Genomic DNA, 23,701 nt, shown 5'->3' on the forward strand with positions numbered 1-23,701 from the left:
ATATTCCTTATTGAACATTGCTAGTCAAGTTTGACAAGAGACGCTCAAATGAGTATTCATAAGTTTGGATGTCACCAGCTCCCATAAAGACATAGACAGCATTGTCATGGTCTAGGAGTGGAGAAACATTTTCAACTGTGATTACTTGATTTTTCTTATTAATCTTACTTGCAAGATCTTCAACCTTGACATCACCATTGTCTACTTCGCGAGCTGAACCGTAGATTTGCGCTAGGTAAACGGCATCAGCCTGATTCAAGGCTTGTGCAAAATCATCCAACAAGGCAATTGTACGAGTAAAGGTATGTGGTTGGAAAATTGCCACGATTTCTTTGCTAGGGTATTTCTGACGTGCAGCATCTAGCGTTGCAATGATTTCTGTTGGATGGTGGGCAAAGTCATCGATAATCACTGTATCATTGACAATCTTTTCTGTAAAACGACGTTTCACTCCTCCAAAAGTCTTCAAGTGTTCACGAACCAAATCCAAGTCAAATCCGGCTATGTAAAGCAATCCAATAACCGCAGTTGCATTCATGATATTGTGACGGCCAAAGGTTGGAATATGGAACTGACCTAGCTCTTGACCACGGAAGTGAACTGTGAAGGTTGAGCCAGTTGTTGCACGAAGAAGGTCACTTGCGACAAAGTCATTCCCTTCTGCTTCAAAACCATAGTAGTAAATCGGAGCATTTGCCGTAATCTTACGCAACTCAGCATCTTCCCCATAAATGAACAAGCCTTTAGTAATTTGTTTAGCATAGTCGTTGAAGGCATTGAAGACATCTTCCAAGCTCGTAAAGTAGTCTGGATGGTCAAAGTCAATATTGGTGATAATAGAATATTCTGGATGATAAGGCATGAAGTGACGTTCGTATTCGTCAGATTCAAAGACAAAATACTTGGCATTTTCAGAACCACGACCAGTACCGTCACCAATCAAGAAACTAGTATCTGTAATATGGGACAAAACGTGAGAAAGCATCCCAGTTGTTGAAGTCTTACCGTGGGCTCCAGCAACTCCCATGCTGATGAAATCACGCATAAAGCTACCGAGAAACTCATGATAACGTTTATAGCTCAAGCCCTGTTGATCTGCATAGGCAATTTCAACGTTATTATCTGGACGGAAGGCATTCCCAGCGATAATCTCCATATCCCCTTGCAAGTTCTTTTCATCAAAAGGTAAGATTTTGATACCTGCTTGCTCTAGTCCACGTTGGGTAAAGTAGTACTTCTCAACATCAGAACCTTGAACTTTATGCCCCATTTGATGCAACATCAAGGCCAAAGCACTCATCCCTGATCCTTTAATTCCGATAAAATGATAGGTTTTTGCCATTTTCTTCCCCTCTATTCACTCATTCTAGTCAAGTTGAGCTCTTGAGCTACTTGACGCTCTTGTTCTTTTTGTTTACTTTTTTTGTTATAAATTTGACTTTTCTTTAAAAAGTCATAGTTGTTTTTCTTAGGATGAGACTTTTCGATATTTGGCGCAGGACTATCCACTTGAGAAACTGTTTCTGCCAGAATATAGTGAGATTGGCTCAAGTTTTGACTGTATTTAGCAAATTCTCCCGGATTTTCCTTTTGGAAAGGTGCGGTTGGTTGATTTGCCTGTCTCACAATACTTGTCTTGGTATGACGTCTTGTATGACTCACGTCCTGGGTCAAATACTTGGCTGAACGTTTCTTTTTCAAATCCGCGCGCGCTTCTTCACGCGCTAGTTCAGCATAAGATTTTTCTACTTTTTTCTCAGCCTTCTCTACAAGGGGCTGGGCTTCCTCTTGTTTTTTCTCTTTAACAATAGGAGACCAGTCCAAGTAGTTTTTATCCTGGTAATCCCCCTTGATATTACTGATGAAATCCGACTCATCGTAAAGATTCATAACTGGCATTTCTGTCAACATGACTTCATCATCTGCCACTATTGGAAATCGTTTTTGCTTCATTTTTATTCCCTTTCAATACTCCATTATAGCGTAATGTCTTGATTTTTCAAGTCTAGGCTTATGAAATCCCTAAAATTTCTCGAATTTCAGCCAAACTCAAACTGCCTCGGGACTCTGTTCCATCCAAAACTTCTGAAACCAGATTTTTCTTTTTTTCTTGTAATTCTTGAATTTTTTCTTCTATTGTACCTCGGGTCACCAAGCGATAAACTTCTACAGCTTGCTCTTGCCCCATACGATGGGCACGCCCGATAGCCTGTGATTCAACCGCAGGATTCCACCATAAGTCTACCAGGATAACTGTATCGGCACCAGTAATATTGAGACCAACCCCACCGGCCTTTAGAGAAATTAAGAATACATCGCGCTCACCTTGATTAAAGGCTTTGGTCATCTCTTGACGATCTTGTGAAGGCGTTGAACCAGTAATTTTAAAGGATGTCAAGCCTAATTCAGGTAATTCTTGCTCAATCCGATCCAACATACCTCTAAATTGTGAAAAGATGAGTACACGATGACCTCCTTCAGCAATCTGAGTAAGCAAGTCTCGTAAACTATCCAGTTTCCCACTTTCTCCTTGGTAATCCTCCATAAAGAGTGCAGGAGTATCACAGATCTGACGAAGACGCATGAGACCCGTTAAAATTTCAACACGATTTCGTTGAAATTCCAAATCGCTTACCTGTCCCAAGTGTTCCTGCATTTGTTGCAGTTGAGCTAGATAAATAGCCTTTTGCTGATCATCAAGTTCATTTTTGTAGACTACTTCAATCAAATCAGGTAGCTCAGTCAACACATCTTCTTTCTTCCGTCGCATGACAAAAGGCTTGATAAATTGAGCGACTCTCTCAGCGGGTAGTTTCATAAAGTCTTTTTTAGTTGGCAAGAGGCCTGGTAAGACAATCTGAAAAATCGACCAAAGCTCTCCTAGGTGGTTTTCAATTGGAGTTCCTGAGAGGGCAAAAACAGATGGAACCACAAATCGTCGCAAACTTTGAGCAATCTTGGTCTGTGCATTTTTCATGACCTGAGCTTCATCTAAAAAGAGAAAATCAAAAGATAGGTCCTGATAAATATCACTGTCCTGCCGGAAAGTCGCATAACTTGTGACATAAATCTGATGATTTTCTGCCAAAATTGACTCTCGATGAGATTTTAAGCCATGCACGACCGCAACATCCAAATCTGGAGCAAACTTATGAAATTCGTCAGCCCAGTTATAGATTAAACCAGACGGAGCAAGGATTAGGACACTGGTATCTGCTTGAACTTGACCACTTAAAAAGGCAATGGTTTGCAAGGTCTTCCCAAGTCCCATATCGTCTGCTAAAATCCCACCAAAGCCATAATGGTGAAGCATCTGAAACCACTGAATTCCCCTTTTCTGATAATCCCTTAATTCTGCTTGAATATTCAATTTCTGCATCGGGAATTCTTCTGGATGTGTCAAATCATAAGCCAAATGACGGAATTCTTCCGTAAAAGAAATCTGCTCTTGATCCTTAAATAAATGCGATAAGGTATAAGCTAGAGACTTACGAGCTCGAAACGCCCCATCTTTCAAATCTTCTATTCCCAGTTCTTTCAAATTCTGACGAATCTGCTTGGTTTGGTCATCAAAGAAGTAGACCTGATCAGATGAGCTAATATAAAAGTCTTGATTGGCAACTAGGGCTTTCATAGCAAGATCAATCTCTCCTTGGGCAATATCTTTAAAATCAAATTGAATCTCTAATAAATGGCCTTTAGATGAAATCTCTATCTGGGGACTTTGAACTTGATAGAGATCTTGGAGACTCTCCGAAATCCTAAGTTTTCCAAGCGCTTCAAAAGCTGGCAACGTCTCGTGAAAGAAAGCATAGACTGCTTCAGCCTTGAGGCTTTGACGCCAAGAACGAAAATCAGCTTCAAATCCAGCTGATAGAGCTAGTTGAAAAATACGTTTCTCCAGTTGAATGTCACTAGCAAAGTGAAGATTTTCCAGTTCCCTACGATTACTTACCAAGCAGGTATCGTATTGAAACTGCATCTCCAAACGAATCGAACCATCTTCTTCTCTATCCATGTAAAAAGAGGGACGGAAAGATTTAATCTGAAGTCCTTGTGGAGCCTGAACTTCTCCAATATTCCTAAATTGAGACAAGGAAGAAGCTAATCTATCGCGATCACTAGTATCAAACTGGAGAACTTTTCTTCCCTTACTATCTAGAGGTAGTTTTCTTAATTTCTCCAGCAATCCTGCCTGCTCTCTCGACAAGAGATAAAACATGCCTTTGGTAAATAAAACCCGCCCTTTATAGAAAAGATTGACTCGTTCCCACTCAAAGATTTCCATTTCATAGTAGTCTGGATTTTCTTTGATATCAAAGGTAAATAATCCTGCTTGTCCATCCAAGTCTTGAAAGAGAAGATGATGATAGCTCGAAATTTGATGGTCAAATTGAAATTCATCTAAATCCATCAAAAGACTGACACCCTGTTCAAAAAAGGATAGAGGAAAATAGAGGTGACGACCTTGATTCTGGAAAAAGAGGGCATTTTCAGCCTCATCTTCTACAATTCCCTGAAGAAAATTTAAGACAAACTGGCTAGTCTCATCAAACTGACTAAGCTTCAAGGAAGCTTCATATAGCTTACCAATCATATAAGGTTTACTATTTTCTAGAACCTTCAGAAAGAGAGGGATATCTCGAATTACATAAAACTTCTGGGTCTGGATAAGACCAACCCTCAAAGTCCAAATAATACGATTGGTTCCAGATTCAACCTGCCCCTGGGCGGCTAACTGATAGATTTTAGGCGAGTTAGTAGCTTGTATACTCTCTAGGAAACGTCCACCAAAGGTCACTTGGGTTTCGACTTCCTCCTTCTTTTCCTGCCCATTTTCTAGATTTTGTAAAAGTTCTTGACCCAAATGATCATTTTTCAGGTAATGCTCTAGTGCTGCCAAATGGACACAGAACCCTTTTTTTTGGAAAAAATCACAAACACAAAAAACCAGTTGATCATCTAGACTATAGCGAATTTCAGCCTCCCCTACACGAGCATATAGGCGATGATTTTCCTCTTTGATGATTTGGATCTTACCAGTTTCGTAGAGTTGAGCCCCCTCCATTCGAAGCTTTCCTGGAATCAATTTAGCCATATTTTCCCCTTTTCTTTATCTCTTAATTATACCATATTTCTTCCCATGAAAATAGCCTTCCAGGGTACTTTTCCCCTAGAAGGCTAGCTTCTTAAAGTTTAGCGAAAGTGATAATGATTCGTTGGCAAACTTCTTCCAAGACGGATGTAGGCATGGCTACATTTAAGCGAGCGTGGAGGGCTCCTTCTTCACCAAAGTCCAAGCCTCTATTCAGGATAACCTTGGCTTCTTTTTTCAATAGTCCCTGTAAATCCTCTTCGGACAAACCATAGGCAGAAAAATCAAGCCAAATGAGATAGGTCCCTTGAGGTTTCATAACCTTGATTTTGCTTTCTTTACCAAATACATCCACTACATAATTGATGTGCTTCTCAATCAATTCTTTGAGTTCTGTCAACCAATCTTCACCATAGCGATAGGCAGTTTCTGTTGCTAAATATCCCAAACCTGAGATTTCATGTTGATTATTAGCAAGCTGGCGTTTTTGGAAAGCCACTCTCAACTTAGGATTTTCGATAATGGCGTAAGAATTCTTGGTCCCAGCAATGTTGAAGGTCTTGGTAGCACTGCTTAAAATAAGTGAAAATTCTTTAAAATCTTCATTTACCGTGTTGAATGACTGGTGCTTGTTTCCAAATAGAGCTAAATCTTGGTGAATCTCATCAGATACTAGCAAGACTCCATGTTTTTGACACAGTTGTCCAATCTTCTCTAAGACTTCCTTCTCCCAGACACGTCCTCCTGGATTGTGGGGATTACAAAGAATATAAAGTTTAACCTCATTTTCAACTAAGTCTTTTTCTAGTTGGACAAAGTCAATCTCAAAAAGTCCATCTTTTTCTACTAGAGAGTTGGTGATTAGTCTACGATTATTGAGCTTAATGCTCCGAGCAAAAGGTGGATATACCGGTGTGTTTATGAGCACTGCATCCCCGTCTTTTGTGTAAGCTTGAATGGCTGTTGAAATGGCAGGTACTACTCCTTCGATGAAGACTAGAGCATCCTTATCAAAGCGATAGCCGTGCTGTTTTTCCTCCCAGTTTTGAACTACTTCAATCAAGCCATCACTAGCATAGGTATAGCCATAAACTAATTGCTCCGCATAGTCATGGACAGTCTGACGAATCTCAGGTAAGACTTCAAAGTCCATGTCAGCAATCCAGGCTGGCAATACTTCTCGGTCAGCCTCTGCCTCTCTCCATTTGTAGGTATGATGACCAAAACGATTGGGCAAGGTCGTAAAATCATATTTTCCCATAGTCTTATCCTTCCAAGGCTTGACGCAAGTCTTCAATCAAATCTCTAGCATCCTCAATCCCAATAGACAAGCGCAAAAGATCATCTGTCAGTCCATAAGAATGACGAACCTCTGCTGGAATATCTGCATGGGTTTGAGTGGTTGGATAGGTAATCAGACTTTCTACACCACCCAAACTCTCTGCAAAAGAGAATACTTTCAAGCTATTTAAGATATGAGGAATACGCTTCTCATCTGCTACTTTAAAGGAAATCATTCCTCCACGACCTGTATACAAGACTTCTTTGACTGCAGGTGATTGTTCTAAAAAGGCTACGATTTCTCGAGCATTAGCTGTTGAGCGCTCCATACGAAGTGACAAGGTCTTCAGACCACGAATCAATTGATAACTATCAAATGGTGACAAAACAGCCCCTGTCGTATTGAGATTATAAAAGAGTTTTTCGTATAAATCAGCACTATCTGTCACTACCACACCAGCTAGCACATCATTATGCCCTGCAAGATATTTTGTAGCTGAATGAAGGACGATATCTGCTCCATCTTCAATCGGACGTTGGTAAATAGGACTATAGAAGGTATTGTCCACGACAACTTTAGCACCTTTAGCATGAGCTAATTGAGCCAATTTTTTAATATCAAATTCCAACATCAAAGGATTGGTTGGTGTTTCGATATAGAGTACATCCACATCCTTTTCTAGCTCAGCAATCAACTCTTCTTCTGTATTAGCATAGGTAAAGTGGAAACGTCCTTCCTGCTCGACTTGATTGAACCAACGGAAAGAACCACCGTAAAGGTCACGGACAGCCAAGACCTTACTCCCTACAGGAAAGACACTAAAGGCTAATACAATCGCAGACATACCTGAACTAGTTGCCAAAGCATAATCTGCAGATTCTATAGCTGCTAAAACCTCCTCTGACTTGCTACGAGTTGGGTTTTTGGTGCGGGTATAGTCAAATCCAGTTGATTGACCAAATTCTGGGTGCTGATAGGTCGTTGAAAAGTGAATAGGTGTAACCAAAGCACCTGTTGCCTTATCAGACTTAATACCTGCTTGTGCTAAAATTGTGTTGATGTGAAATGATTTGCTCATACTTTACCTCCAAATCTATAGTAACTATTGTACCACTTATTTGGGTTCCTTCGTTTTCTTGTTTTCAAGAGCTAGTTATAGTTTCAAACTATACAAAAACGATAACTTCCTGAGAAACTATCGTTTTTCCTGTTGAATAGACTGATTATTTAATGTGTTTTGCCAATTCTTCTTGGGCTTTTTTGTTAGATTCCTCTTTTTCTTTCAGCCATTTTTCTTTAGCTTTTTCATACTCATCAGCCGTTACAGTCTTATCTTGCAACTTGAGATACTTGTATGATTCGACACCCTTATTTCCTGCTTGTGAGAATGGCGATGAGAATGGAACTGTCTTTCTCAAGGTCGGTGTTCCACCAAGAGAAACGTTTGGAATTGCAAGGGCGCTATCAACGAGCCAAGCTTGAACTTCAGCATATTTTTCATAACGTTTTGCTGGTTCTTGCTCCTTGTTCGCTTCTTCTAACATTTGAGTGTAAGTATCCAGACCAACTGCCTTAGCCTTGTCATTGACCTCACCTGGTTCTAGACCAAGGTTTTGCAACATACCTCCGTTATTGACATTTAAGATATCAAGATAGCTTGATGGATCCAAGTAGTCAGCACTCCAACCGCCATTATAGATATCAAAGTCTTTTTGAGCTGCGGTTTGAGCTAGGTAGCTAGAGTTGTCAAAGTCATCTGTTGATAGCTGTTGGATATCGATAACCACATTCTCAGCTCCTAGAACAGATTCGATGGATTGTTTCAAAGAACTTGCTTCAAGTACACCTTTTTTAGCTGATTGGTCAACTGTTACATCCAAGTGGATTGGGAATTGTACACCCTTAGCTTCCAATTCTTTCTTAGCTTCTGCAAATTTAGCTTTAGCCTTGTCAGGATTGTAGTATGGATCTTGCGCATCTGCAAAGTTGATTCCTTGCCATTCTTGGCCATAGTTGACCATCTTTTCTGAAACAACATCGCCAAAGTCTTTTCCGTTGATACTTACAAATGTTGGAGGTACAACCAAGTTACGAATAATCTTTGTTGCTCCGTCCTCCCCTTGAGATTGTGCTCCATAGGCTGTACGGTTATAAGCATAGTTGAAGGCTTGACGGAAGTTTTTATTCAGAACTGCTTCTTGGGTTGATTTCTTTTCGATATCTGAGGATTTAGAAGTGAAGTTATAAGATTTTCTGTCCAAGTTGAAGTTCAAGTAATAAGAAGTTGCATTTTGCATACTATAGATGATGTTATCCTTGTTCTTCTCTTTAATGCCTTCAAAGCTTGAGCTATTTGGATAGAGACGCGCGTAGCTATAGACTCCTTCTACAAAGTTACGTGCTAGTGCATCTTGGTCACTACCATCATAATAGGCCAATTTCACATCATCTACAAAGACATTTTTTTCATCCCAGTAGTTCGGATTTTTCTTGAATTCGATGACAGATTTTGAAACAAAGGATTTCATCAAGAAAGGTCCATTGTACAAAATGCTAGAAGGGTCTACCTTACCAAAGTCATCCCCTTTTGATTTCAGGAAGTCTGCATTGACAGGGAAGAGAATGGTTGATGTTGTTTTAGAATTCCAATAAGATTCTGGTCGTGTCAAAGTGTACTGAACTGTTTGGTCGTCAATCGCCTTAACACCGACAGTTGAAAAGTCAGTTGTTTTACCGTTGATATAGTCATCCAAACCTGCTACAGAATCTTGAACCAGGTACAAAGCTTCGGATTTTTTATCAGCAGCATATTTCAAACCAGTTACAAAATCTTGGGCAGTTACTGGAGCATATTCTTCACCTTCAGAGGTATACCACTTAGCATCTTTACGAAGTTTATAAGTGTATGTCAAACCGTCCTGAGAAACACTCCAATCCTCTGCTAAGGATGGAACGTAGTTACCGTATTGGTCATTTTCCATCAACCCATCTACCAAATTGGTAACGATGTCATTGGTTGTTGCACGGTTTTCTGCAAGATAGTTCAAACTAGACGGATCGCTAGAATAGACATAGTTGTATGTTTTAGTTGAACTAGCTGAGTTGCTACAAGCCGCCAATAGTAGACCGGCACTTAGGGCAAGGCCTGCCAGCGTCAGATATTTTGCCTTAGACTTTTTCATTTCCAGAACCTCCAAATTTAAATATTTGTATCATTATACAGCTATTGTTTTTTTTAGTCAAGCAATTTTATCTAATTTTTACCAAATTATAGATTTTTTTCTACTAATTTTATATTTTATCCTATTTTTTAAATAAAAAAATGAACAATTTAAACTTTTTCGGATAGAAAAGTTCAAATTATTCATTTTGTTTATAAATCTTTATGATAGTTTTAAACGTGCCCGTAGACGATCTGCTTGAGCCTGTCCAATAACCTTGTCTAAGAGTCGAATTCGAAGAGTCATGATACCGTATAGGCCTCCACCTATAGCTCCGATTAGAAGCACGTAGAGGAAACTCCAGAAACGACCTGATGGTTGGAAGACAAAGCCAAGAATCCATTGTAAGAAGCCTACAAGGATAAACATAACTAGTGTCAAAATAGTGACTAGAATTGTTCTCTTCAAGATAAGCTTGCGACGAGCACCTGTAACCTGACAGATATCACGATACATCAAGACATTAGGGATGATAAGACCGATTGTTGTTGAAATTAGAGGACCATAACTATGGAAAATCGCTATTGATGGTAATTGTAGAACGATTTTGGCAATAGATCCATAGACAAAGTAAAGAACCGCCTTGCGGTTACGGAACATGGCCTGAAGCATAGGGGACAAGACCATGTACAAACCAAGAATGGTTGACTGTAAAACTGCAAAGACAAACAAGCCCATAGCCAAACTATCTGGCTTACCGTAAAAGACTGTATAGAGAGGTTCACCAACCATGACTACTCCAACAGTTGCTGGAAGTAAGAATAAGAAGAGCATGGTGATACTATCTTGCACCAAACGAGCAGCTGCCTGCAAATCCCCCTTGACATAGTTCTCCGTCAAGAGAGGCAGACCAACACTACCAATCGAAACTCCAACCGAAATCAAAATCATAGTGATTTTATTAGGATTAGCAGAGAAATAAGAAAACATGATAATTAAGTCTTCATTACTATAGTTGGTAAACCACTTCATGCTATTGATAAAGGTATTTTGGTCCAAGATTTGGAAAAGCTGAATAGCCGAACCAGTCAAGATAAAAGGAATAGCTTCCTTAATGGTATCAACCAAGAGACCCTTACTATCAATCTTATCTCGAGTTTCAAAAACTTTTTGAAGCATTCCTTCTTTGTAAAGGTAATAGATCAAGACTGCAAAACTAGCTACCATTCCCACAAAGGCCGCAAAGGTAGACTGGGTAACTGCTGATAGATAATCTTTTGAACCCAACTTCATGATTATAAAGGTTGCTAAGAGCATCCAGATAACACGAATGACCTGTTCAGCGATTTGGCTCATAGCATAAGGCTTAAGATTATTCATCCCTTGGAAAAATCCACGAATTACACTCATGGATGGGAAAATCAAGACCGCCCAAGCTAGACTCTGCATAATGGGGATAAGCTCCATACCAACACCAGAAAGATCTGCTAACCAAGGGGCAAAGAGATACAAGATTAAAGCAAAGACCACACCAAGTCCTGTCATAAAACCTAGGAAACTCCGAATCAGGGCAAAACTATGCTCTTCCTCATTCATGGTATTATACTTAGCAACTTGCTTTGCGACTGCAACAGGAATACCTGCTGTCGAAATCAGCAAGAACCATGCGTAGATATTGTACCCCATAGTGAAGAGTCCATTGGCCTTAGCGGCATAAGTCCCCATCCAGATATACCAGGGAATGATGTAAATGGCTCCGAGCAGGCGACTGATAAAGTTACTAGCTGTAAGCCAAGCAGTCCCGCGTAACATCTGGGCCTGCTGATGATTATTTTCGTTAGACATAACTTCCTCATTCAATTTTAATCACTAGGAAAAGTTCCTTATCTTACATTATAAACTTTTCCTTGTTACTTGTAAAATTCAGACTTTCGGTTTACAATAGAAAGTATGATAAAGATAGAAACTATATTAGATATTTTAAAGAAGGATGGTCTCTTCCGTGAGATTATCAACCAAGGACATTACTGCTATAACTACAGTAATGTCGTTTTTAACACAATCTGCTATGACAGTCGAAAAGCTCAAGAAAATTCTCTCTTCTTCGTGAAAGGAGCTGCTTTTAAGAAAGAATTCCTTCTTTCAGCGATTTCGCAAGGTCTTAGTTGGTATGTGGCTGAGCAAGACTATGAAGTAGATATTCCTGTTATTATCGTAAGCGATATTAAGAAGGCTATGAGTTTGATTGCCATGGAATTTTATGGCAACCCGCAGGATAATCTTAAAATTCTAGCCTTTACAGGAACCAAGGGAAAAACAACAGCTACTTACTTTGCCTACAATATCTTAAATCAGCAACATCGTCCAGCTATGTTATCAACCATGAACACTACCTTGGACGGTAAAACTTTCTTCAAGTCTGCTCTGACAACTCCTGAAAGTATCGACCTTTTTGACATGATGGCCCAGGCTGTTGATAATGGTAGAACCCACCTCATCATGGAAGTATCCAGTCAAGCCTACTTGGTCAAGCGAGTCTACGGTCTAACCTTCGATGTAGGTGTGTTCCTCAACATCAGCCCTGACCATATTGGTCCAATTGAGCATCCTAACTTTGAAGACTACTTCTATCACAAGCGTCTCTTGATGAAAAATAGCCGAGCAGTTGTCATTAATAGTGATATGGACCATTTTTCAGTCTTAAAGGAACAAGTAGAAAATCAAGAACATGACTTCTATGGTAGCCAGTCAAATAACCAGATCGAAAACTCCAAAGCCTTTAGCTTCTCAGCTACTGGTAAATTAGCAGGAGACTATGATATCCAGTTGATTGGACATTTCAACCAAGAAAACGCAGTCGCTGCAGGACTTGCCTGTCTTCGTTTAGGTGCTAGTCTTGAAGATATCAAAAAAGGGATTGCTACTACTCGTGTTCCGGGACGTATGGAAGTCCTCACTCAGAAAAATGGCGCAAAAGTTTTCATCGACTACGCCCACAATGGTGACAGTCTTAAAAAACTAATCTCAGTCGTTGAAACTCATCAAACTGGAAAGATTGCTCTAGTACTTGGCTCAACTGGAAACAAGGGAGAAAGCCGTCGTAAGGACTTTGGTCTTCTTCTCAATCAGCACCCTGAAATTCAAGTCTTTCTAACGGCTGATGATCCAAACTACGAAGATCCAATGGCCATTGCAGATGAAATCAGTAGCTACATCAGCCATCCTGTTGAAAAGATTGCCGACCGTGAGCAAGCCATCAAGGCCGCTATGGCTATCACAAGTCAAGAACTGGATGCTGTGATAATTGCTGGTAAAGGAGCTGACTGCTACCAAATTATCCAAGGTAAGAAAGAAGACTATCCAGGTGATGCTGCCATCGCTGAACGTTATCTATAGTATATTTAAAGAAGAGGCTGGGACAAAAATCCTAGCCTCTCAATTGTCTTTGGATTGCCGAGCAAGACGCAGTGGTTGAGTGGGCTTTACTACGCTGATTTCATCAGCTTTTACAGCCCTACTCAACTGTGCGGAGGTGGGACGACGAAATCGAATTCTAACGAATTACCGATTTCTGTCCCACTCTCTCTTCTATTTTTTTCTAAAGATGAATCTTTCTTTATCAAATTCTAGAGCCAACTCATATTTCCCATATTTATTTTGAACGATGTAACCTAACAAGACTAGACTATCAACAAAGATATCACGTCGTTTCTGCATGAGCTGATCTTTTTTGAGAAACTTGAGCAAAAAAGTAGTCATATACTTAAGGGCATACTCAGGATTGACATCCCCTAAAATTTCATACAGGCTCTGCTGGTCTTCCGTCAAAGGATACTGGAACTTGACCTTGTAAAAGTAATTAGACAAAGTCATCTTTTCCCTCGCAAAATCCGTATGCTCTTCTAGGATAGCTACATTTGTTTGATTGCGCAATTCAGTTTGAAAATGTTTCTCCAGGATTTCTTGATAAACATGACTATCATCCCTCACAAAGACTTCTTGGTCTAGTTCAAGAGATTCTGTAGATTCTAGAAATGGGAGATTGAGATAATAACGTTTGTTTTCTCTCAAAATCAAACCCGCTTTAATGTATTCCTCCAAATACTTGTCAACTGGAACCTCTGAAAACTGAGCCTTGATTTCGCGTAGGATAACATCATTATGCTGATCAAGATAGTCTACCAAATCTCTAAAGAATGATTGTCGCGTCAAGCGAGATGGATTAAAAATCTGAATCATGAAGATTCCTTTCTTTACAAACTAAAAGTGGTGATGTTGCTAATTGACTAGGGTTAGTGCCAGGCTGATTCAGAGGTACACTTAATCCTAGTTCTTTATAATACCCTCTCCAGAAATCACTGATTTCCTGCTCCCCATCACCAAATTTCATAGGAATGGTTTCAAAAATCGGTAAAATTTTTGCTATATATTGAGAACAATAGAAACCATCCCCATCAGGATAAAAAGAAAAATTATAAGGAGCTCCCAGATGCTGGACTGCTCTTTTCTTTACCTTTTGAATATCTATCTTTGGATAGCTATAGATATCGTAAAGACATTCAGATTCAAGAAATTCTGTTAGTTTTTGACAAACAACACCAGCTTTCCCACTAGCATGATAGACCTTCTCGTCTAAAAAGATGGCCACATGGCTATAGTGACCAGTAGATTCCTGGATGGCCTGTCCTATATCCGAATCATCTTTCACAAAAATCAAATCGCCATTTTCTAACATACTTCTCTCCTAGCAAAAAAGGAGCCGAGACTCCTTTTTACAATGGGTATCCCCATTTTCATTTTACAATTAAGCATTGAAGCTTTCAGTCAATTGTGGTACCACTTGTTTCTTACGTGAAACAGCACCTGGAAGGAAAGCATGATTATTCTCAAGTTTGAAGTTGAAAGCTGCTTCTACCTTGTCCATGTTTGAACCAAGAGCCAAAATTTCTGAGTTTGAATTGACGATGTCTGTAATCATCAAGACAAAGTCAGAGTATCCGTTAGCTGCATTTGCGGCTTGGATAGCTGCTTCGATTTCAGCTTGACGTTCCAAAACTTCAGCGATGTCCACTGTGTTGACTTGAGCAACACGGACATTGTTTCCATTGAGTTCAAATGTCTTGGCATCGATATCAATCAATTCTTCAGCAGATTTGCTTGCCAAGTTTGTACCAGCCTTGAGCATGGCAAGACCGTATTCTTCCAAGTTCACACCAGCCAATTCAGCCAATTCAGGCGCAATGACCTTATCTGATGGGTGAGTGGTTGGAGATTTCAAAAGAAGAGTATCTGAAATCAAACCTGATAGCATCAAACCTGCGATTTCTTTTGGAACAGCTACGCCATGCTCTTTGAACATGCGGTAAACGATAGATGATGCTGATCCAACTGGTTCCAAACGCATGTAAAGCGGGCTGGCAGTTTCAAAGTTAGCCACACGGTGGTGGTCCACAACACCATAAACTTCAACTTCAGCGATATCTGATACAGATTGTTGGAATTCATTGTGGTCAGTCAAGATAACTTGTTCTGCACCTTCCGCTTTAGCAGATGTGATCACGCGCGGTGCTTCCACACCAAAATAGTTCAAAACAAAAGCTGTTTCTTCATTTGGAGTCCCAAGAGCTACCGCTTCTGTATCCAAGCCATAAGCTTCTTTTGCAAGATAAGCAAAGGCTACAGATGACCCGATGGCATCTGAATCTGGATTTTGGTGACCAAATACTAGAATCTTAGACATGATAATACCTCGTTTCTTTATTCTCTTTATTGTAGCATTTTTTTCAATTTTTGACAAAAGTAAGAGGAGTCAAAGAACTCCCCTCTACTCTTCAAAATGACTGATTAAATTTTTTTCTTGGTTTTCAGATAAAAATCTTTCCTTCTGTGGCCTCTTCTTACGTTTTAGAAGCGCTTCGGCTGACATGGCTTCTTCTTTACTATCGAAACCTTCTACATAGATAAGTTTTACTGGCAACCGAGCTCGTGTGTACTTGGCTCCCTTACCACTATTGTGAACGGCGATTCTTTTTTTGACATCCGTTGTATAGCCAGTATAGTAGGTACCATCACAACACTCTACCACATACATGTAAGCCTTATGATCCATAGTAAATCTCTTGAATTTCTGGAGTATAGGAACCATCATCATTATGAACAATGAGTGGTGGCAGAACCTTAAAACCACTAGTGGAGCCGTCCTTGATAGCCTCGATCAAAAGCATATTGGCTTCTTTCTCCCGTTTAGGGTAAACAAATTGCAGACGCTTTGGAGCTAGATTATGCTGTTGAAGCGTATCTAAGATATCTAATAATCTATCTGGACGATGGACCATGGCTAAACGCCCATTGGATTTGAGAATACTTTGGGCACTACGGCAGATTTCCTTAAGATTGGTCGTAATTTCATGTCGTGCTAATAGATAGTGTTCACTCTCATTGAGATTGGAATGTGGATCTACCTTAAAATAGGGCGGATTACACAAAATCAAATCAACCTTACTTCCCTGAATGTAAGCAGGCATATTTTTCAAATCATCACAAATGACCTGCATCTGTTCTTCTAAGCCATTTAATCGGACTGACCTGTCTGCCATATCCGCCAATCGTTCCTGGATTTCAACAGACAGAATTTTCGCCTTAGTACGACTACTGGCAAAAAGTCCAACAGCTCCATTACCCGCACAAAAATCCACTATCAAGCCATTTTTAGGAAAGCGAGGAAAGCGTGACAAAAGTACACTATCCACCGAATAGCTGAAAACCTCTCTATTTTGAATAATCTTGATATCTGTAGAAAAGAGCTGGTTGATTCTCTCTCCTGGTTTTAATAATTCTTCCATATAAATTAATTCTTCTATATTATGCAGATTGTAAGGAGAATAAAAAGTGCATTATGACTCTTTTTTATTTAGATTAGAAATTGCTTCTCTAGTCCAGATAGGCATCATACGAGCTAAAGGTGCAAATCCGTATTTCACTCGATCACTTGAAAAACGTCTCCGTCTAGGAAGTTGATGTTTTTCTTCTTCCAAGGTACGAATGGAAAGGCTAGCCTTCCCTGTATATTCATCAAAATCTACCACCTGTACCTGGACTTCATCACCAATTTTTAAAACATCATAAATGTTTTCTATATAGCCAGTTCGAATTTCAGATATATGAATTAACCCTGTAGTACCATTCTCTAATTCTACAAAAGCACCATAGGATTGAATTCCTGTAATTCGCCCTTTTAACTTATAACCAATTTTCATCTTAATCCTCGATTTCAATCGTTTCGATTACGACATCTTCAACCGGTCTATCCATAGCACCTGTCTCAACTCCTGCAATAGTATCCAATACAGCGTAAGACTCTTCATCTACAAGTTGACCGAATACTGTGTGACGACCATCTAGGTGAGGAGTTCCACCTTGTTCTGCATAAATCTCAGCAATTGGTTCTGGCCAGCCACCACGAGCAATTTCTTTCTTAGAATAAGGCAGGTGTTGGTTCTGCACGATAAAGAACTGGCTACCGTTTGTATTTGGTCCTGCATTAGCCATAGAAAGGGCTCCACGGATATTGTAAAGTTCTTCTGAAAATTCGTCTTCAAATGACTCACCATAGATAGATTCGCCACCCATACCAATACCAGTTGGATCTCCACCTTGAATCATAAAGTCTTTAATAATGCGGTGGAAAATCACACCATCATAGTAACCATCTTTTGAAAGAGCTACAAAGTTGGCTACTGTTTTGGGAGCCTGTTTAGGGAAAAGCTTGATACGCAAGTCTCCATGATTTGTTTTAATAGTCGCAATCGGACCTTCTACTGTTTCAATGTCTACTTGTGGCAAATGTAATTCTTTTTCTACCATACCAAATCTTTCTAAGGCATCAAAAATGCCATCTTCTTCTAATGTTTTTGTAATATAATCTGCTTTTTCTTTGATTTTTTCATGAGATACTTCCATGGCAATGCTGATACCTGCATAATCAAAAAGCTCCAAATCGTTCAGTCCATCCCCAAAGACCATGACATTCTCAGGTTTAAGACCTAAATGTTCTACAACTTTTGCTACACCAGCTGCTTTTGAACCTGAAATTGGTACCACATCTGACGAATGTTCATGCCAACGTACCATACGTAAAGTCGATGCCAAAGTATCAGGCAAGATCAAATCATCTCCCCGCTCCTCAAAAGTCCACATCTGATAGATGTCTTCTTTTTCATAAAAATCAGGATCAACATCCAAGTCAGGATAAATTGGATCAATGGCCTCACTAATCAACTCGGTTTTAGTAGAGAGTTTAGCAGTATGACTACCAACTAAACCATAGTCAATCCCAACTTCCTTGGTCCAAGCAATATAGCTTTCAACCTTATCTTTAGAAATTTTGTTACTATCAATCACATTGCCTTTTTTATCCTCAATATAGGCACCATTCAGAGTAACAAAAAAGTCAGGTTTAAGTTCGCGAATCTCTGGCACGACACCGAAAATCCCACGACCAGTCGCAATCCCAGTCAAAATACCTTTTTCACGTAATTGTTGAAATACTGTTGGAATTGAGGTTGGGATAAAACCAGTCTTTGAGTTTCGCAAAGTATCATCAATATCAAAAAAAACAATCTTTATCTTTTTTGCCTTATATCTTAATTTCGCATCCATCTCATTACCTCCTTCAATTCACTCTTTCCATTATACCATAAAGTAGAGAAATCCCACATCCCCAATAAAATCCTTGTCTCTTATCCGAATTCCTTTACTAGATACAAAACCAAATCATCATTATTTTGACTAGTTGCATTCATTTCCAAGGGTTGATTTCGATACCAGACACCTGTCCCATCTGGAATGTAGCCCCGTCTGATATACAATCTCTGGGCAGGGCCATAGCCTAAGTGCAAACCTACACCAAGAGTGACCTTACTCGAAACAAACTTGACTCGTTTTTCTGCTTCTTCTAGCAGTTGATTCCCAATCCCTTGATTTCGAAAAGGCTCAAACACATTAAAATCTGATAATTCTGGATAGACTTCTGCAAAAGGACCATGTTTAGCAGAGGGCAAAATGGTAACGTAGCCCGCTACAGCACCATCAATCTCTGCAACTAAGACTTCTCTCTCCCCACTTTCCTGTTCCAGAAAATATCTAGCCAAAATTTCCTCTCTACCAGGCCAACCTTGATTCATAAATCCATGAGATAAGGATTCAATATCAGACTTAATCATATTTCTAATCGTACAATTCATCTTTGACTTACCCACCTTTACTCTTTCTATTACCATTATAGCATGCCAAGGTCAGAAAAAAACTATCTCGTGAAAAAAGACCCAACCGGGTCTTAATTCACTTTCTTGTTTTCAAGCTCATGAAAAAGAGGTCCCCCGGACCCAAACTCGCTCTCTCATTTCAAAGCTCGTGAAAAAAAGACCCAACCGAGGTCTTAATTCGCTTTCTTGTTTCCAAGCTCATGAAAAAGAGGTCCACTGGACCCCAACTCGCTTTCTCATTTTAAGGCTCGTGAAAAAAAGACCCAACCGGGTCTTTTCTTTAATCTTCGTTTACGAAAGGCATCAAAGCCATTACGCGAGCGCGTTTGATAGCTGTTGTTACTTTACGTTGGTTTTTAGCTGAAGTTCCTGTTACACGACGAGGAAGGATTTTCCCACGTTCTGAAACGAAACGGCTAAGAAGCTCAGTATCTTTGTAATCAACATATTCAATTTTGTTTGCTGCGATGTAATCAACTTTTTTACGGCGTTTGAATCCGCCACGACGTTGTTGAGCCATGTTTTTTCTCCTTTATAGTATTAATTGTCCATTAGAATGGTAAATCATCATCTGAAATATCCAAAGGATTAGTTGCTCCGAATGGATTTTCATCACGTGAAAAGTCAGGTACTGATTGTGTAGGTGCTGAGTAGTTTGAACTTGGGGCAGAATAACCTCCACCTGTATGTCCTTCACGCACACTACGGCTTTCCAACATTTGGAAATTCTCAGCCACGACTTCTGTTACGTATACACGTTGTCCTTGCTGGTTATCGTAACTACGAGTCTGGATACGACCTGTCACCCCGATAAGCGAGCCTTTTTTAGCCCAGTTAGCAAGATTTTCAGCCTGTTGGCGCCACATAACGACATTGATAAAATCAGCCTCGCGTTCGCCATTTTGACTCTTAAATGTACGGTTTACTGCAAGAGTAAAAGTCGCAACTGCTACATTTGATGGGGTATAACGCAACTCAGCGTCACGAGTCATACGCCCTACAAGTACAACATTGTTAATCATAATCTACCTTCTTACGCGTCAAGTTTGACGATCATGTGACGAAGAATGTCAGCGTTGATTTTTGAAAGACGGTCAAACTCTTTAAGAGCTGCGTCATCGTTTGCTTCAACGTTAACGATGTGGTAAAGTCCTTCACGGAAATCTTTGATTTCGTATGCAAGACGACGTTTTTCCCATGTTTTTGATTCAACAACAGTTGCACCGTTGTCAGTCAAGATAGAGTCAAAACGTGCTACCAAAGCGTTTTTCGCTTCTTCTTCAATGTTTGGACGAATGATATAAAGAATTTCGTATTTAGCCATTGATATGTTCCTCCTTTTGGTCTAATGACCCCAAGACATTGCAAGGGGTAAGTGAGGTTTGCTCACAATAAATTATTATACTAGAAAAAAATTTTTTTCGCAAGTAAAAAACTGTTTATATTTTATTTTTTACAGTTTTTTAGTTGAAGTATGAGTAATTTCCTCTACTTGGATATTTTCTGCTTCAAATTTTTCTTTCAATGTTGAGAGATCAATCATTCCATCGATTTGTACTTCAATAATAATCTTCCCATCTTTACGTGGGATATTAATGGTATGTGAAATATTCAGATTTTCTGCTGCGATGAGGGAAACAATTTTCCCGAGTACCCCAACTTCATTTTCTGTGATAAAACGAACACGGATTCCCTCTTCGCCATAACCAGAAATTTCAAGAAATGCTCTGAATACATCACGGTCAGTAATGACACCATAGACTTGTTCATTATCAATAACTGGCAAGATTCCAATCTTATTTTTCAGCATAAGATAGGTTGCATCTTCCAAACTTGCATAACCGGAGACAGTTACAACATTACGAATCATGACGTCTTTTACTTTTGTTTTATTAAGCAAGTAATTCATCTCAAAGATTGAAAGACTCGTTGCTTTTGATGGACTGGCTTCAGCAATTGTTCCTTCTGTTACTAGACCAACTAATTTATCATTTTCAATAACAGGAAGACGATGCAAACCTTGTTCGCGCATCAAGTCTGCTGCATGTGCTACAGTCGTATCTGGGCTAATATATACGACCTTTCGTGTCATAAAATCTTTAACTGCCATAATCATTCTCCTATATTTTTATTAATTTCATTATACACTTTTTATAAAATGCAATCAAACGCTTTCATATTTCTTTCAAGACTCAGAAAATTGTGATGAATTTTGAAAAAAAGAGCTCTTGAATTGAGCTCTATAACTATGTTTTGAGTCTTTTCATAAGATTTATATACCGATTAAAAGAGCTCCCGGACTAGATGAAAATTACTAGTCAATCTTTATCTTTAACCTAAACTAGTCTGCTAGACTAGATAGAGTTTACTTTGCAATCTTTATCTGCCGACTAAAAAGGTCCCCCGGACTAATGTGGATTGCCAAGCAATCTTTATCTGCCGACTAAAAAGGTCCCCCGGACCTTTTTAGCCACCTAGATATGCTTTTCTGACTTCATCTGATGCTGCGAGTTCTTTTCCTGTTCCTGATAGGACAATCTTTCCTGTTTCAAGAACATAGCCTCGATCTGCGATGGCAAGTGCCTTATTGGCATTTTGCTCGATCAAAAGAACGGTCGTACCTTGTTTTTGAATATCTTGGATGATATCAAAAATTTCTTGGATAAAAATTGGAGCAAGCCCCATTGATGGTTCATCTAAGAGAAGAAGTTTAGGCGTTGACATAAGCGCACGTCCCATAGCAAGCATCTGCTGTTCACCACCTGATAGGGTAGCTGCATCCTGGTTTTTACGTTCTTCTAAACGCGGGAAACGTGAAAATACTTTTTTCAGATTTGCTTGATTTTCTTCACGATTTTTCTTAAGGAAGGCTCCCATTTCCAAGTTTTCCATAACTGTCAAACCAGGGAAGACGTGACGTCCTTCTGGTACTTGAGAAAGTCCTGATGCCACAATTTTTTGTGCGGGCATCTTTTGGATTTCTTGTCCTAAAAATTCAATCCGACCAGAACTTGGACGAACAAGGCCTGATAAGGTACGAAGGATGGTTGTTTTACCAGCACCATTTGCACCGATAAGGGAAACAACTTCTCCTTCATTTACTTCAAAGCTCACATCACGTACAGCTTGAATCATACCATAGTGTACTGAGAGGTTTTCAACTTTTAACATAGACATTAGGCTTCACCTCCAAGATATGCTTCGATAACACGTTTATTACTCTTGATTTCATCTGGTGTCCCGTGAGCAATCAAACGACCGTACTCAAGAACATAGATACGCTCCGTAACCTCCATAACCAAGTTCATATCATGTTCAATCAGCATGATGGTGATTTTGAATTCATCCTTAATACGACGAATCAACTCAGTCAATTCTGCAGTTTCTTGTGGATTCATACCCGCTGCAGGCTCATCCAAGAAGAGGATTTTAGGTTCTGTAGCAAGAGCACGAACAATCTCTAAGCGACGTTGTTGACCATAGGCTAAATTTTTAGCTAGAGTTTCAGCATCTCTATCCAAATCAAAGATTTTTAGTAATTCTAAGGCTTTAGCTTTCAATTCTTTTTCATTCTTATAAAAAGCTGGTAAGCGCAAGAAACTTGCAAAAACATGTTGTTTATGATGATTGCTAAATGCAATCAGAACGTTATCCAAAACTGTCAAGTCTTTAAAAAGGCGGATATTTTGGAAGGTACGCCCTAAACCAAGAGATGCGATTTTATAAGGTTGCTTGCCATTTAACAAGTGACCATCCAAGGTTACTGTCCCTTCGCTTGGTTCATAAACACCTGTCAACAAGTTGAAGAGGGTTGTTTTCCCAGCACCATTCGGTCCAATCAAACCAACAAGTTCACCTTCGTTCAATTCGAGAGTGACGTCTCCAACGGCTGTCAGACCACCAAAATGTTTGGTTAAATTTTTTACTTCAAGTAACGCCATTAGTTTTGTCCCTCCTTCTTACCTTTTTTAAAGAGACGTGATAGGCTCAATTCCCATGTTCCAAGAAGACCACCTGGTCTGAAAATCATTACAAGTACCAAGGCTAGGGCATAGATGATCATACGAATACTTGCTACATCCTGTAGAAGCATGTTTAAAATTCCAAGAACAATAGCTGAAACAATAGCACCCGTAATGGAACCCAAACCGCCAAATACAACAATAATCAAGACGTTGATAGAATTGATAAAGCTATAATCCTTTGGAACTACTGATCCAATAAATCCTGCCTGAAGCGAACCTGCGATACTTGCAGTCATAGCTCCAAAGACGAAAGCGATAATTTTAATTTTTGTTGTATTAACTCCAACTGACTCTGCTGCAATTTCATCTTCCCGTACTGATAATGTGGAACGACCAATTGGACTACGAAGGAAATTAAGTGTTGCAATTGTTGTAATCACAGCAAAGAAATATACCATTTGCCAGGTTGTAAAGTTTGGAATACCAAGGATACCAGCAGCTCCATTAGTTAGTTCACCACCATTAACAATAAAGATTCGAATGATCTCAGCAACACCTAGTGTCGCAACAGCAAGATAGTCCCCTTTCAAACGAAGAGTTGGAATCCCAACGACTAAAGCCACTAATCCTGAGATAAGTGCTCCAAGAAGCATGGCTCCAAAGAAGGCTCCATAGGTTGGAGATTTAGAACCAATTATTGCAGCTGCATAGGCACCGATAGCCATAAAACCAGCATGTCCTAGTGAAAACTGACCAGAAAAACCTACGATAAGGTTAAGACCAACTGCAAGTATGATGTTAATCCCAATTTGCTCTAAAATTTGAATATAGAAAAGATTCAGTACTCCAGCCGAAACAAGTACACTGATCAAGCCATAGCCTGCTAATAAAAGGAGCAACCATAAAATATTAACTTTTAAATTTTCTTTCATTGT

23 protein-coding genes are annotated in these 23,701 nt (G+C 39.5%); 1 reads left to right on the forward strand and 22 read right to left on the reverse strand.

The window, feature by feature from the left end:
- Window positions 1-7: 7 nt before the first annotated feature.
- From murC to QM887_RS02565, 7 genes are all read right to left on the reverse strand, one after another.
- Window positions 8-1,342: a UDP-N-acetylmuramate--L-alanine ligase gene (murC, locus tag QM887_RS02535; RefSeq protein WP_414270340.1), complete on the reverse strand. Its 1,335-nt coding sequence runs from the start codon at window positions 1,340-1,342 to the stop codon at window positions 8-10.
- Between the two features lie 11 nt (window positions 1,343-1,353).
- Window positions 1,354-1,953, reverse strand: a complete 600-nt coding sequence (locus QM887_RS02540) for a cystathionine gamma-synthase (RefSeq protein ID WP_414270341.1) — start codon at window positions 1,951-1,953, stop codon at window positions 1,354-1,356.
- Between the two features lie 58 nt (window positions 1,954-2,011).
- A complete protein-coding gene (locus QM887_RS02545) occupies window positions 2,012-5,098 on the reverse strand; it encodes a DEAD/DEAH box helicase (RefSeq protein WP_414270342.1) in 3,087 nt (1,028 codons plus the stop codon).
- A 91-nt stretch (window positions 5,099-5,189) separates the two neighbouring features.
- A complete protein-coding gene (locus QM887_RS02550; protein WP_414270343.1) occupies window positions 5,190-6,356 on the reverse strand; it encodes a MalY/PatB family protein in 1,167 nt (388 codons plus the stop codon).
- 4 nt (window positions 6,357-6,360) lie between these two features.
- Entirely contained in the window at window positions 6,361-7,455 is a 1,095-nt protein-coding gene (locus tag QM887_RS02555) for a cystathionine gamma-synthase (RefSeq protein WP_414270344.1), read from the reverse strand.
- Between the two features lie 145 nt (window positions 7,456-7,600).
- Window positions 7,601-9,559: a peptide ABC transporter substrate-binding protein gene (locus QM887_RS02560; protein ID WP_414270345.1), complete on the reverse strand. Its 1,959-nt coding sequence runs from the start codon at window positions 9,557-9,559 to the stop codon at window positions 7,601-7,603.
- 201 nt (window positions 9,560-9,760) lie between these two features.
- Entirely contained in the window at window positions 9,761-11,383 is a 1,623-nt protein-coding gene (locus QM887_RS02565) for a putative polysaccharide biosynthesis protein (protein WP_414270346.1), read from the reverse strand.
- A 105-nt stretch (window positions 11,384-11,488) separates the two neighbouring features.
- Here QM887_RS02565 and QM887_RS02570 point away from each other — a divergent pair, with 105 nt between their 5' ends.
- Window positions 11,489-12,934, forward strand: coding sequence for a UDP-N-acetylmuramoyl-L-alanyl-D-glutamate--L-lysine ligase (locus QM887_RS02570; protein ID WP_414270347.1), 1,446 nt, complete (start codon window positions 11,489-11,491; stop codon window positions 12,932-12,934).
- A gap of 192 nt (window positions 12,935-13,126) precedes the next feature.
- Here the strand turns inward: QM887_RS02570 and QM887_RS02575 are convergent, their stop codons facing one another.
- The 15 genes from QM887_RS02575 to QM887_RS02645 form a co-directional block, all read right to left on the reverse strand.
- Window positions 13,127-13,777 carry a DUF1803 domain-containing protein gene (locus QM887_RS02575; protein ID WP_414270348.1) on the reverse strand — a complete coding sequence of 217 codons (651 nt, stop codon included), beginning with the start codon at window positions 13,775-13,777 and terminating at the stop codon, window positions 13,127-13,129.
- A complete protein-coding gene (locus QM887_RS02580) occupies window positions 13,761-14,273 on the reverse strand; it encodes a YiiX/YebB-like N1pC/P60 family cysteine hydrolase (RefSeq protein WP_414270349.1) in 513 nt (170 codons plus the stop codon). The genes QM887_RS02575 and QM887_RS02580 overlap by 17 nt, the downstream gene beginning before the upstream one ends.
- A gap of 69 nt (window positions 14,274-14,342) precedes the next feature.
- Window positions 14,343-15,278: a manganese-dependent inorganic pyrophosphatase gene (locus QM887_RS02585; protein ID WP_414270350.1), complete on the reverse strand. Its 936-nt coding sequence runs from the start codon at window positions 15,276-15,278 to the stop codon at window positions 14,343-14,345.
- Between the two features lie 84 nt (window positions 15,279-15,362).
- A complete protein-coding gene (locus QM887_RS02590) occupies window positions 15,363-15,647 on the reverse strand; it encodes a GIY-YIG nuclease family protein (protein WP_000349620.1) in 285 nt (94 codons plus the stop codon).
- Entirely contained in the window at window positions 15,637-16,386 is a 750-nt protein-coding gene (locus tag QM887_RS02595) for a tRNA1(Val) (adenine(37)-N6)-methyltransferase (RefSeq protein WP_414270506.1), read from the reverse strand. Before QM887_RS02595 ends, QM887_RS02590 begins: the two co-directional genes overlap by 11 nt.
- 45 nt (window positions 16,387-16,431) lie before the next feature.
- Entirely contained in the window at window positions 16,432-16,794 is a 363-nt protein-coding gene (locus tag QM887_RS02600) for a S1 RNA-binding domain-containing protein (protein WP_414270351.1), read from the reverse strand.
- A gap of 1 nt (window position 16,795) precedes the next feature.
- Entirely contained in the window at window positions 16,796-18,196 is a 1,401-nt protein-coding gene (locus QM887_RS02605; protein WP_414270352.1) for a bifunctional Cof-type HAD-IIB family hydrolase/peptidylprolyl isomerase, read from the reverse strand.
- Between the two features lie 80 nt (window positions 18,197-18,276).
- The gene (locus QM887_RS02610) at window positions 18,277-18,780 is read right to left on the reverse strand and encodes a GNAT family N-acetyltransferase (RefSeq protein WP_004244450.1); all 504 of its coding nucleotides are present in this window, start codon (window positions 18,778-18,780) and stop codon (window positions 18,277-18,279) included.
- A gap of 301 nt (window positions 18,781-19,081) precedes the next feature.
- On the reverse strand, window positions 19,082-19,321 hold the full coding sequence (gene rpsR / locus QM887_RS02615) for a 30S ribosomal protein S18 (RefSeq protein ID WP_000068664.1): 240 nt from the start codon (window positions 19,319-19,321) through the stop codon (window positions 19,082-19,084).
- Between the two features lie 31 nt (window positions 19,322-19,352).
- Window positions 19,353-19,823: a single-stranded DNA-binding protein SsbA gene (gene ssbA / locus QM887_RS02620; RefSeq protein WP_414270353.1), complete on the reverse strand. Its 471-nt coding sequence runs from the start codon at window positions 19,821-19,823 to the stop codon at window positions 19,353-19,355.
- Window positions 19,824-19,834: 11 nt separating this feature from the next.
- Window positions 19,835-20,125, reverse strand: coding sequence for a 30S ribosomal protein S6 (rpsF, locus tag QM887_RS02625; RefSeq protein ID WP_075229241.1), 291 nt, complete (start codon window positions 20,123-20,125; stop codon window positions 19,835-19,837).
- A 129-nt stretch (window positions 20,126-20,254) separates the two neighbouring features.
- On the reverse strand, window positions 20,255-20,911 hold the full coding sequence (locus QM887_RS02630) for a CBS domain-containing protein (RefSeq protein WP_075229242.1): 657 nt from the start codon (window positions 20,909-20,911) through the stop codon (window positions 20,255-20,257).
- A 356-nt stretch (window positions 20,912-21,267) separates the two neighbouring features.
- Window positions 21,268-21,978, reverse strand: a complete 711-nt coding sequence (locus tag QM887_RS02635; RefSeq protein ID WP_000062228.1) for an ABC transporter ATP-binding protein — start codon at window positions 21,976-21,978, stop codon at window positions 21,268-21,270.
- The gene (locus QM887_RS02640) at window positions 21,978-22,742 is read right to left on the reverse strand and encodes an ABC transporter ATP-binding protein (RefSeq protein WP_414270354.1); all 765 of its coding nucleotides are present in this window, start codon (window positions 22,740-22,742) and stop codon (window positions 21,978-21,980) included. The genes QM887_RS02635 and QM887_RS02640 overlap by 1 nt, the downstream gene beginning before the upstream one ends.
- A complete protein-coding gene (locus QM887_RS02645; RefSeq protein ID WP_414270355.1) occupies window positions 22,742-23,698 on the reverse strand; it encodes a branched-chain amino acid ABC transporter permease in 957 nt (318 codons plus the stop codon). Before QM887_RS02645 ends, QM887_RS02640 begins: the two co-directional genes overlap by 1 nt.
- Between the last annotated feature and the right edge of the window lie 3 nt (window positions 23,699-23,701).

It is taken from the genome of Streptococcus infantis (assembly GCF_047460875.1).
GTDB lineage: Bacteria > Bacillota > Bacilli > Lactobacillales > Streptococcaceae > Streptococcus > Streptococcus infantis_AA.